The sequence below is a fragment of the Bacillus cereus group sp. N14 genome, from assembly GCF_016483555.1.
Classification (GTDB): domain Bacteria; phylum Bacillota; class Bacilli; order Bacillales; family Bacillaceae_G; genus Bacillus_A; species Bacillus_A wiedmannii.
On sequence record NZ_JAEHBQ010000026.1, the window covers coordinates 12,124 to 24,221 of the forward strand.

Sequence of the window (12,098 nt, forward strand, 5' to 3'; positions counted from 1 at the left end):
TATGAAATTACCATTTAATAATTCATACCCTCCTTACTTAAGCCATATAATTTTTGATTTTCCCAGTATTTCTATTATATTATGCAAATTAATATTTAACATTATTAAATGATAAGCATTAATGACTTTCCGGTCAATAAATGTGCTTTATATTACGCAAATAGAAAAACCGTATTCTTAAGTAGAAAGAATACGGTTTTTCATCTATATCTCTTCAATTGTAAAATCTAAAAACTCAGTCTCAAATCCATTGTTTTTAGAAGGACTACACGTATAAAAACCTATTTTAACAGGCGCATTCCCTATATCCTCCATCAAATGAGCAATTCTTATTTGTTCCCATTGACAGCTATTTTTTACATATATTATATAATTGCCACGTTTACGAACAATTCGAAAATGAAGTTGTTGGGTAGCTAATTCTGTTGGAAAGTCTTGTGTTGACCAATCAGAATATCCATTATTCGTTACGACAGCTCCTAAATGAGAAGGGCCATCTGGAATATACTCTAATGAAGTTTTCAACCAACATTTTTCCGAAATCATAACAAAAAGACCTGCTTGATCGTATTTTGAATTTGGATCCATACACAATTGAACTTCAGCTTGAAAGTCTGTCATCATTTCATTATAAAATACATGACCATTCATTACTTCAAAACCATAATGTGTTTTAAGCCAGAAATCTGTTTCTGCTTTCGAACGGACAATAAACGACCGGTTGTCATTAATTTTATAATATTCAGGGACATTCATTATAGTGAGCTGCTCAACATGTTTAGGTATATACGATATATTCATAGTTCCTCCATAATAAAGCCTTTATACAAACCTTTAAAACTCCGCTAATACAGGGAATTTATAACCTTTAAAATCTAACTCTTTATTACTTCGAACCATTAAATACTTATTAGACTGTAATTCTGTAAATTGTACATCCTCAATCCCTAATTGATCTGGTGAGAAGTAAAATTCGATTTCTGTAAATCTTTCAGCGATTTCTCCGCATATTTCATCTAAAACTGGAATTACTGGTGCAAATACTCCATATAATTTCAACTTTTCATTATCTACTTCATACACAATTAGAGCATCTAGTTTCTCTGAATAATACAATTTCTCATTCCATCCCGAATCATACATATTCAAATAAAACGAAGGACTGAAGTTTAATGTTGAAAAATTATTTGAAAGTCTTTGGCTACTATCAATAGTTTCATGTATTAACTTTCTATCCTCTTCCATATAATAATCTAACTTTCTAAGTAAGGAGTCATTATTATTCTTTTTATCATATAGAATAGTCATCAAATACTCCTGCACAACTTTAAACCCAAATGATGCATATAGTTCAGGTTTTTCCGTAAATAATAATGTACATTCACATTTCTTATCAATTTCTTCTATCATTTTACTTATTAATTGTGTCATGAGTCCTTGTCTACGAAAATCAGGGTGAGTCATTACCGTTTGAATGCCGGCTGCATTTATTCTTTCACCATTTACTAGCAATGGTAGCGAAAATACCGCAACATTTGCAATCGCTTTATCGTCATGTAAAAATGATAAAGCTTTGTATGTATCATCCCAATAACCTCTTTCTGAAAAATCATTCAATGTTTGAATTGTAATTCCAAACACTTCTTCAAATAAAGGAAATAACTTCTCTCTTTTCGGTTCTTCTAAAAGAAATTTTTCAAAAATTTCAACATTCCCCATGTTGTCCCTCCATACGTTAATTCCATCAAATTAGATTTAGTTATATAACCTGCTCTTAATGTAATAGGTCTTACCAATCAATATACTATCATAAAATATAAAAAAAGAGTCTAATTAATTTTATGTTTTGACTATTCGAAAATAAGTCGAATAAAACAATATTAAGATTTTTGAATATTAATAAGTTTATTATATAAAAATAGTGCTTTCTACTTCGTTTTTACTCATAGAAATGCACCATTTATAAAAAAATATTTTTTATTATTTTTTTCCTTCTAGTCTCTCCCTCGTATTAATTTCTTCTCCTCTCATTCGCTTTTCAAATGTATTTCTCCAACTTGTAGAAAGTGCATGTACTTCTAAGATCCTTTTTAGCCCTTCCATATTTTGTTTTTCCTTATGCATAATACGATTAGCAAATGCTACTGTAACACCTTTTGGATCAGACTTTATTAACTTTAACGTATCAACAGGTGATACCCATCCTTCTTTTAATACACGAAAATAAAATCCTGTATATCCTGTTTCTTGAAAATAAAGTGGTAACTTTGGAATATTGTATTTCTTAGCTAATTTAAAACAAGGTTGTCTTGGCTGTGTTACTTGTACAATTGCTTCTCCAATTTGAAATGTATCACCAATACAAACATCCTCTTCACACAGACAATTAATTGTTATATTTTCTCCGAATGCTCCATATACAAGGGCCTGATTCAACTCTTTTTCCCAGTATCTATAATGTTCTCCAGAATACACACAAACTGCTTTATCTATTCCACCATGATGAACTAAGTCCGCTTGCCCATCTCCATTAAATTTTAAAAAGGATAAAAACACCGGTTCCCTTACTTGCTTCTTATTTATACCTGTATGAATTACCTTTCCGCCGTATGTAACCTCTTTTGGTAACCCTATATTTAAAGATAGTACCTCATATACTTTATTCATCTTAATCGCTCCTCTTACTTACCCCACAATTTTTCAATAGATTAATTTATACTTTCAAACTCTCTGTCTATTTTTCATTTAAAATGACAAAAGGTCAGCAAATGTAATAACCACTCAAATATCCTTGCTCCGATACTTATCTATCCTTACTTCAAAAACTTTTCAATCCCTCTCTAATAAAGTGATTATAAGCTCAACAAAATCATTGTTCAATCCAATTATTTATATAATAATGATAGGTATAACCTATCATTAAACTTGAGGTGATTCCAATCGAATTAAGACAACTTGAATATTTTTTAGCTGTTTCAAAAGAATTGCATTTCACAAAAGCAGCTGAGAAACTAAATATTTCACAACCTTCTCTAAGTCAGCAAATACGTGCATTAGAACATGAAGTAGGAATGCCGCTTTTCGATCGCATTGGTAAAAAAATATCTTTAACTGATGCAGGAAGGATTTTATTATTACATAGTAAAACCATTTTTCATGAAGTCGAACAAGCTCGTTCTGCAATTCAAGATCTAAACGGATTACAGCAAGGTTCCTTAACAATAGGCTCTTTGTTAACCGTCGTAAATTATTTACTACCACCAGCTATATTAAATTTTAATCATTCATATCCCAATATAGAGCTTTCTGTATTAGGGCTTCGTACAGGAAATATTCGTGAAAAATTATTACAAAACGAACTAGATATTGGCATTACATTTCTCCCGGTGCAAGATAAGGAGATTATTTCTATCCCTCTATACAAAAGTGAACTTACATTAGTCGTACCAACCGATCATCCATTAGCTGAACGTAATCATGTATCTATTGCTGAATTACAGAACTACCCTTTAATTCTTTTACCTAAAAATTTCTTTTTAACCGAACTAATTACATCTCATTGTCAAAAATTTAACTTTAAACCAAAACCAATTTTAGAAATTAGTACGATGGAATCTTTAATCCAAATGGTTTCAAAAGGAATGGGAATTACAGTGTTACCAAAACCGTATATAGACTTTTTACAAAATAAAAACATTCAAGCAATTAAAATAGAAAATCCTACCCCAACAATAGAAATTGGGCTTATTTATAGAAAAGATAAATATATGTGTGCTGCAACTCGAGAATTTATTGAACAACTAAAAAGAACAGTACGTTCTTTACAAAGCTAAACGAACAAAAGAGATTATCCTATAAAACCGTTTCACAACGCTCTAGTAGAATAATCTCTTTTCAAAACAAAATACAACATAACTTTTAAACTCAAATAAATTTCAATGTACCTTTTTAGATATTGGAATATATTTCGTAAAATATGCCCCCACTAGTAATAAAACAATTGAAATTAACCAAATAAAAATACCGCCAAAGTTAAACCAATATGCAAGCAAATTTAAGATTGCTAGTGTAAAGAAACAAATTGAAGTTAACGCACTCTTCAATCCTTTTACCCCTGCTTTTTTCTTTTTTCATAAGTAATATACATTGAAACGGCAACAAATAAGATAAGAACAATCGGTAACATTACTTTTAGCAATGGCAATCCCTCTCGTATATACACCTTACTATTACCATTTTATCTCATTTATTCTTCTTGAATCAATTAATAGCATTCTTCTCTCCAAAAGTCAGTATACGTTTTATTATTAAATTTCACATTTACCTGAGAAAATGAAAGACTTCCTCCAACTTTCAATGAGTACCAGTCGTTGAATAGTGGAGATCCGAAGCAAATATTCATTGTACGATTATCCAAATCAAATAAGACAGAATGCAAAGTTCCAAACCATTCTTCATAATTATGTACTGTCAGCCCAGTAGGATACTCTCTTTCTACTAATTCTTTTAAAGAATCCATGCTCACTTGTTCATTTCGATTTAAATGTTCATACAATGTGTAATATCTGTTTGTAGATTGTTCTAATCTTCTATTATTCAATTTTTGAACAGATAAACTAATCGCATGATTTGTTGATACGATAAAATTTTGGTTTTCCTCATCAATTGTGGTTATTGATTTAAAACCGTCAAATATTTCAATACGTGCTGCGTCTAAAGGATCTGCTACAATTAGATTAATATTACTTGCAATTGGCACTTCATCAACTAGTGATATCGCCTCCTGCACATTTTTACATTTCTCCAATAATACTCGAATTACCGCAAAGCATTGTAAACCACTTAACACTGGCTTTCGTAAGCCTTCAATATTTCCTACTGGTTGACCACATGCTGAAAATGTAACAGATAACCCATGCTCGTTAACTCCTTCTGTTCGACCGAAATAAAAAGTAGAAAAGCCACTATGCACATATTCACCTTCAACATGTGTTGAGCAAAAACGCATATCATCTATTTTTGGTGACAAATCATAATTTCTTAAAACATATGTGTGCTTTGAATCTGTCTTTTTAGGTAATACGACACAATGACTACATCCTGCTTTTAATAGTGTTTGATAATAATACATCAGATTTCTAGCAGGAATTTTCAACACTTCACAAAACCCTTCAATTTCTTCATTAATTCCTGGACAATATTGATTTAATATATTTCTAGATTCTGTCCAATAATTATCTGATACTAAATGTTCTTGCTGTATAAATTGTGGAATGAGATACGGATGATTTTTCACAAACTCCCCTTGTTGCTTTCCAATATCATAATGACTTCCTTTTAATGATGAAAAGTACCCCTTTACTTGGTACATCTAAATCCCCCCTTACATCTAATTTATCCATATCATACCAAATAAATTTTATTCATTCTTGATGTTTTTTACTGTCTTTCAAATCAAATTTGGCTGGAATAAAGAAAACAATTATAAAATAAAAATTAGGAAACTGTAATCATTAACAGTTTCCTAATTTACCTATACTATATTATCCCCTCTTCCACCAACGTTTCTGCAATTTGAACCGAGTTCCAAGCGGCCCCTTTTAATAAATTATCGGAAACAATCCAAAGATGGAATCCTTTTGGTGTATCGGGGTCTTTTCTAATTCTCCCGACAAATGTATCTATTTTCCCTTCTGCATATAATGGCATTGGGTACAACTGTTCACTAGGATTATCTTGCAGTACAACACCTGGTGCATCCAGCAACACTTCTCTTATTTCTGCAACAGTCGCTTCTTTTTCAAGTTCTATATAAACCGATTCTGAGTGCCCGGATACGACCGGAACACGCACACAAGTAGCTGCCATTTTCAAGTTTTGGTCCTCCAAAATTTTCTTCGTTTCTTGAATCATTTTTACTTCTTCAAATGTAAAATCATTATCTGTGAATATATCTACTTGCGGAAGTACATTAAACGCAATTGGATAATGTTTTTTATCTTTTTTCGCTGGTAATATAGTACTCTTTACTTCTTCACCTGTAAGCATAGACTCAGCCTGTTCTTTTAATTCATGAATCGCGTGAATTCCAGATCCTGATACAGCTTGATACGTTGAAACTATAATTCGTTCTATACCAAATGATTTTCGTATTGGCTGAAGAGCCGTTACCATCTGTAATGCTGAACAATTCGGAACTGCTATGATACCGTTATGCTCCTTTAAAGTGTGCGCATTTACTTCTGGAACAACGAGCGGTACATCGTGCGCCATTCGGTATTCACTTGTGTTATCAATTACGATGGCACCACTAGTGACTGCGTGATTAACAAATTGTCTAGACACTTCTCCTCCAGCGCTAAAAAAGGCAATATCAACACCTTCAAAACTAGTTATTTTTGCCTCTTGTATAATTATCTCTCGTCCTTTAAATTGTACTACCTTACCAGCGGATCGTTTTGACGAAAGCAATGTAACTTCAACTATATTAAACTTCATTTCATTTTCTAACAGTTCAATAACTTTCTGCCCTACTGCACCTGTAGCCCCAACTACAGCTATATGATAGCCCTTTTTGATCATCTTTTCTCCTCCAATATCACTTAAATGAATATTCCTACAATTTAATTTTATAAAGGATTTAATCATTTGGAAAATTGAAATACGTGATATAATCATTCACAAATCATGATAATAAAAGAGGGATTGCTTATGGAAATGAGACATGTTAAAACATTTTGTGCGATTATTAAGTATGGTGGTTTTTCTAAAGCTGCTCATGCGTTAGGTTATGCGCAATCTACTGTGACAGCGCATATAAAAGCATTAGAAAACGATTTACGTCTCCCTCTATTCGATCGATTAGGGAAAAAAGTACTTCTTACAAAAGCAGGTCATCAATTTCATCCTTATGCCCTAGAATTACTAGCTATTTATGAAAAAGCGCAAGAAATCCCTCAAAATAGTGATGATTTAGAGGGAACATTAACGATTACATCTAACGAATCATTAGCAGTGTACCGATTACCACAATTATTACGTATGTACAAACAGGAGAATCCGAAAGTAAATATCGTACTGGAAACAACTACAAACGAACAAGCAATGAATAAGCTACGTGAAGGAGAATCAGATGTTATTTTCATAATTGGAGAAAGTATGGAACATAATGATTTTATTACGCGTACTTTTTGTAATGAAGCATTTGGATGGATTTTACCTCCCCATTACTCTACACACTCTAATCCATTTTGTTTACTAAATGATACTCAATTTATCTTTACAGAACAAAGCTGCGGCTATAGACCGATGGTAGATCGGTTTTTACGTCAAAGCGGAAATATTCCAGCTAAAACATTTGAAACTTCCAACGTTGAAGTCATTAAACAATCTGTGATGTGTGAGTTAGGAATTTCAATTCTTCCTTACATTGTTGTACAAGAAAGTTGTCAAAAAGAACAACTCTGTTTTCAGCCTATCGAAACTTCAACAGTTATTCAAAGCCATGTAATCTATCATAAATCTAGATGGATTTCACCCGTTTTACAATCGTTTCTTTCCTTACTAGAGCGGGACTAAAAGGTGCACAAAAAAAGAGTAACTGCCTAATAAGCACTTACTCTCTTCCAATAGTATCTTATTTATTAGTCTGTCCCCCATCTGCAATTAATTTACTGCCTGAATAAGTACCTTTTTGCATAAACACTTGATTAATTAACTCTTTTTGTTCCGCTTCTGACATTAATCCTTTTCCTTCGCCTAAATTCCCGCTTTGTAATTTCCAAATCTTGTTGTGATCCGCATCCATCTTTTCATATTTTCCTTGTTTCCATCTCTCTAATATATCTGCATATGTATTTCCTTGTACTAGATCATTACTCTTTACAATATCAAGTAAACTTTCAATTCGTTCTTGTGTGATAAAAATATAGCCCCACTTTTGATCAGCCTTCGTTTTTTGATGTGCCATTTCATGTAATGCTGTCTGTATGTTTTCATCTGTCCACTTAAAATTTTTATTAAAACCACTATTCGGTAATGAATGATTACCATTTTCTAAAAGCTTTGCATCTTCAGCTTTTACATTACTATCAGCTAGTACTTCTGCTGCCGGAGCAGCTGGTGATGCCTTTTTCGCAGCTGGTTTACTATTATTTAGATAATACAGCATACCATATGTTACACCTACGCCAATTACCGCCATACCAGCTAAAATACCTATTATTTTAAAAAATGTTTTCATCTTGCTTGTTTCCTCCCACACATCCCATTTCGTATTTTCTATTTCTTGAACCATATATACATTTCCTTATATTATATTTCTTTTCTTTATAAATTGAAAGATTATTCCGTCAAAATACCCATCTTTTTCAAATGCAGATCCATCTCTAAGCATTTCGTTTTAATTTTATAAAAATATATGCTAGCCTACATATAAAGGAGATGAATAAATATGAGTTTATTGTATAGCGGTTTAACTTTTTTAAACTTTGACGATACATATTTATTACAAAATAAACTTCATTCTTATTCACATGAAGATATTGATTTTAGTCATTTAGAGCACTCAAACCTGTATTGCGAGACTCCTTCTTTAAAGCGAATAAAACGGGAGTTATATCGTAGAAAGCAAAGAGGAATCACCTTTATCGGTTCTGGAAATTATCATTATGTATCTTATTTGCTACTAAAAGAAATAGATGAACCATTTAGCCTTATTTTATTTGATCATCACACTGACATGAACTTAAAAGAAGAAAATGAACATACTCTTATTTCTTGCGGTTCATGGGTATCATTCGCACTTCAAAATAACCCGAAATTAAAGAAAGTAATTATTATCGGACCTTCTTCTTTAACCATTCATTCTAATGATTATTCATGCGTAGAAGTATTCCCGATAGATACAACTTATGAAGTATCTACACATACGATACTTTCGCATATTCATACAGATACTATATATGTAAGCATTGATAAAGATGTTTTAGATTCAAAAGTAACTATTACAAATTGGGATCAAGGACATATGAAACTTTCTACACTATTAAAATGTTTACATTCTCTTATTAGGAATAAAAATGTTTATGGTATCGACATTTGTGGTGAACTACCGGTTTATCCTTCTCAGCTCTTTCTAGCTAAATATGCAAATGCTATTAAGAAAAATGAAAAAGCGAACTTACAAATTTTAAAATCAATATATAATACATAAAAAAACAACGAGTACCTTATAAGGCACTCGTTGTTTTTATGCACGATGCTCTTTTAACCACTTCGTAATCGCATCTAACTTCGAAACATCAAAACGTCTCTCTTCACACACATTTAAACTGTTTAAACTTTTCACAATTTCTAATTCATTCGATTTTACACTTTTCGCATCAATCATTTTGCAATACCCATCTGTAACAGCATTTAAATTTTCATAATAACGTTGAAACGATTTTGATATATGTAAATGTTTTTCAAAGTTTCTTCTTCTTTTTGTCTCGTCAAATTCTTTCCGTTTTCTAAGTTCTTCATCATTCGTATATAAATAAAAATATTGATCAGGAAAACCAATTTCCTTATTGATCAGCTTTTCTTTATAAAAGTTTTCTATTAAAGATAATGGCTGATTAAATATATCAAAATGGAAACACCAATTATAACTAAGTGGCTGATAAATATCACCATCAAGTATTACTAATTCATATTGCTCTGACTTTTGCACTGCTATTTTCCAGCGCTCTACTTGTTTTTCAAAATACCATGTTCTATGTTCGTTTTTTGGTCTTTCAAATAAAAAATTCACTTCAGGTATAATGTATGCACCATAATTTTTTTCTAATTCATGACACGTGCTGCTCTTACCAACCGCACTCGCTCCCTCAAACGCTATAATCCCCATAGTTTCTCCCACTTTCATTAACTTAAATCTCGTTGTTTCTCTTTTCTACCCCATAACTGTCTCCATAAAACAATTGAAGCGATAGAAAGCATGATTGTCGTGATAATTATACTAAGGCTCAATTCAATATAAAGCAAACAAAAAGCCCGTTGTTGCGGCCTTTTCTCTATTTCAAGTTATTTCCTTCAATAAGCCTGTGCATATTATTGATTTCAATCATAGCATCATCAGTGTGTTTTACAAGGTCAGTCAGTAGTGTTGTGATTGTCCCGTGATTACGCTGAAATTCAAAGATTAAATCCTCATGCTCTTCAATTTTCTTCATTATGTCCAAGTAAGCATTTGGCCTTTTCAATTTTTTGAATCTGTTCTGTCATCGGTTCTCGCTTTCTTTACTATTAAATCCATTGTATAATAAAAAATTGTCTATACAAATCAATATGCAAATAAAGCTTATAAAAAAGAATTGAAAGATATTCGAGTGATTTTATTTTCTGAATTAAATCCTTGAATCTAAAACTCCTTTCTATTATTGGCACCGACTATTTTTTAAATTAAATCCTAATTGATTGAGAATAACGAGAAATCGACAGAAATAAAAATAATTTCAACGTAACTTCCAAATTTCAGGGAATCCCTTTTTTTGTTTTGCTATAATAATTTCTATGGGTGTACAGCTCGCTACTTTGAAACTCCTGATAAGTTTATAGAGTAAATACTGGAACAATTTCACAATTTTTCAAGCCTTATCAAGCGGTAGGAATGGCGTTTCTTTTCGCTTTTTGAGTGGGTTAGAAAGATTAAATAACAAAGACTACATTATAAGAAAAAGCTGTGCATGAATTTATCTAACTACATAGATTATAATAATTTTAGGGAAAATCACCAACAAAAAACTCAACAAATGTAAAATATATTTTACAAAACAACATAAAAAAACCACCCTTAAGGTGGCATAATGAACTCAGCTATTAGCTCAAAAATACTTATTCAAATATTTTATTCAATGAGCATTTTGAAACATCGACAAAATTCCCCTTTGAATCTAGCAACCTAACAATAATATGCGTCGGAAAATCATCTTTATTCAAATCAAAACTTATTTGATAATCAGATTCTTTAAATTGATTCCCATCAATTTCAATTCCTTCATTCTTTAATTCTTGCACAATAGCATCATTTACTATATATCCCCAAAAATTTAGGTTTGATGTTCTCTGCATTAACAAAAATGGTACGGTTGACGGATACCATTTTTTAACATATAAACCCTTATTTGCTGTGAAAGATTCATACATTTCATTAAAAAGATTATTTACTCCACTAGTATTTGAGAAGCGGATGCCAATTAAATCAAAAAGTTCTTTTGCAATATCGACCTTGTGGGAATTTATATAGTTTTCCAGTTTTTGATTTTTTAATACTCCTTTTTCTTGAGTGAAAATCTGTTGCCAACCTCCCGCGTTTCCTGAATATCCTATACAATTTTTATAATCAGGATCGAATGGAAGACCATCCTTCAGGGAAGTATGTTTAGCGTACATAGCGCGAGTGGCATTAGAGCAAGAATTATTATTTGCTCCATTTGTAATGCTCACAACACTTCCACAAAATTCACAACAAGCATATTTGCTTCCTTTTTGGTAATAAGGAAATTCTTTATTTGTTATATTTTCAAATTCAGTTACTGAATGTGGTTTATCATTGTTCTCTTTTGATTCATTTATCTTATAGAACTTCTTCATTAATCCGTTCCCTCCAGTATTTTTAATAAGTTAGTAAAATTATACAATGAATTTCCTCATAATACTTAAAATATGGCTCTTCGTTAGTTTCTGTGGAAGAAAAATTGAATAAAGGCAGCTACACCAACTAAAATTACATTAGATATTGAAAGAATTGTAATACCTGGATTTAGCAATTGAAGAAAACCAAATAAAAAGGACGTGACAAAAATCCCAAGAAAAATGTTCTCAGTTTAGCATAAACCTAAATTTGGAATAATATATAAATAAAAGAGATGACTTTGTGCGTTTTACTATTATCACCAAGATTATTCACTGGTATTACCAGCACTTGCTATTTCCCACCATTTGTTGTAAGATAGTAATTAAGGTCAATTTAACACCATATTTCCTTTGCATATTATCAAGTATCAATCAGGATTATTTTGTACTCCTTATGGGTGTTTGATAATATGTGAACT

Annotated in this window: 11 protein-coding genes and 2 pseudogenes; 3 read left to right on the top strand and 10 right to left on the bottom strand. The window is 31.5% G+C overall.

The genetic code is table 11. The features are described from left to right. Positions 1–204: 204 nt before the first annotated feature. From JDS82_RS25200 to JDS82_RS25210, 3 genes are all read right to left on the bottom strand, one after another. Positions 205–801, bottom strand: a complete 597-nt coding sequence (locus tag JDS82_RS25200; RefSeq protein WP_061672982.1) for a DUF1349 domain-containing protein — start codon at positions 799–801, stop codon at positions 205–207. A 33-nt stretch (positions 802–834) separates the two neighbouring features. Next, positions 835–1,719 (bottom strand): GNAT family N-acetyltransferase, encoded by an 885-nt coding sequence (locus tag JDS82_RS25205; protein WP_000528652.1) that lies wholly within the window; start codon positions 1,717–1,719, stop codon positions 835–837. Positions 1,720–1,980: 261 nt separating this feature from the next. Continuing rightward, positions 1,981–2,667: an MOSC domain-containing protein gene (locus JDS82_RS25210; RefSeq protein WP_064469552.1), complete on the bottom strand. Its 687-nt coding sequence runs from the start codon at positions 2,665–2,667 to the stop codon at positions 1,981–1,983. Positions 2,668–2,930: 263 nt separating this feature from the next. On the opposite strand from JDS82_RS25210, the gene JDS82_RS25215 reads away from it, so the two are divergent. Continuing rightward, on the top strand, positions 2,931–3,833 hold the full coding sequence (locus tag JDS82_RS25215) for a LysR family transcriptional regulator (protein WP_000612230.1): 903 nt from the start codon (positions 2,931–2,933) through the stop codon (positions 3,831–3,833). Between the two features lie 102 nt (positions 3,834–3,935). Here JDS82_RS25215 and JDS82_RS25220 read toward each other — a convergent pair. The 3 genes and pseudogenes from JDS82_RS25220 to JDS82_RS25230 all read right to left on the bottom strand — a co-directional run bounded on the left by JDS82_RS25220 (position 3,936) and on the right by JDS82_RS25230 (position 6,582). Beyond that, a pseudogene (locus JDS82_RS25220) lies at positions 3,936–4,198 on the bottom strand (hypothetical protein). Positions 4,199–4,264: 66 nt separating this feature from the next. Continuing rightward, on the bottom strand, positions 4,265–5,371 hold the full coding sequence (locus JDS82_RS25225) for a C45 family autoproteolytic acyltransferase/hydrolase (RefSeq protein ID WP_199714136.1): 1,107 nt from the start codon (positions 5,369–5,371) through the stop codon (positions 4,265–4,267). A 167-nt stretch (positions 5,372–5,538) separates the two neighbouring features. Beyond that, entirely contained in the window at positions 5,539–6,582 is a 1,044-nt protein-coding gene (locus JDS82_RS25230) for an aspartate-semialdehyde dehydrogenase (RefSeq protein WP_000591693.1), read from the bottom strand. A 129-nt stretch (positions 6,583–6,711) separates the two neighbouring features. Here JDS82_RS25230 and JDS82_RS25235 point away from each other — a divergent pair, with 129 nt between their 5' ends. Beyond that, a complete protein-coding gene (locus JDS82_RS25235; RefSeq protein ID WP_000425871.1) occupies positions 6,712–7,578 on the top strand; it encodes a LysR family transcriptional regulator in 867 nt (288 codons plus the stop codon). 58 nt (positions 7,579–7,636) lie between these two features. Here JDS82_RS25235 and JDS82_RS25240 read toward each other — a convergent pair whose 3' ends face one another. After that, the gene (locus tag JDS82_RS25240) at positions 7,637–8,242 is read right to left on the bottom strand and encodes a PRK06770 family protein (protein WP_033658853.1); all 606 of its coding nucleotides are present in this window, start codon (positions 8,240–8,242) and stop codon (positions 7,637–7,639) included. A 210-nt stretch (positions 8,243–8,452) separates the two neighbouring features. On the opposite strand from JDS82_RS25240, the gene JDS82_RS25245 reads away from it, so the two are divergent. Further along, positions 8,453–9,214 (top strand): arginase family protein, encoded by a 762-nt coding sequence (locus JDS82_RS25245; protein ID WP_000055488.1) that lies wholly within the window; start codon positions 8,453–8,455, stop codon positions 9,212–9,214. Positions 9,215–9,250: 36 nt separating this feature from the next. On the opposite strand, the gene JDS82_RS25250 is transcribed toward JDS82_RS25245, so the two are convergent. The 3 genes and pseudogenes from JDS82_RS25250 to JDS82_RS30265 form a co-directional block, all read right to left on the bottom strand. Further along, positions 9,251–9,892 carry a hypothetical protein gene (locus JDS82_RS25250; protein WP_000511260.1) on the bottom strand — a complete coding sequence of 214 codons (642 nt, stop codon included), beginning with the start codon at positions 9,890–9,892 and terminating at the stop codon, positions 9,251–9,253. Between the two features lie 986 nt (positions 9,893–10,878). After that, positions 10,879–11,637 carry a hypothetical protein gene (locus JDS82_RS25260; RefSeq protein ID WP_048566430.1) on the bottom strand — a complete coding sequence of 253 codons (759 nt, stop codon included), beginning with the start codon at positions 11,635–11,637 and terminating at the stop codon, positions 10,879–10,881. Between the two features lie 113 nt (positions 11,638–11,750). Continuing rightward, positions 11,751–11,861, bottom strand: a pseudogene (locus JDS82_RS30265) (CPBP family intramembrane glutamic endopeptidase); the annotation flags it as partial. Between the last annotated feature and the right edge of the window lie 237 nt (positions 11,862–12,098).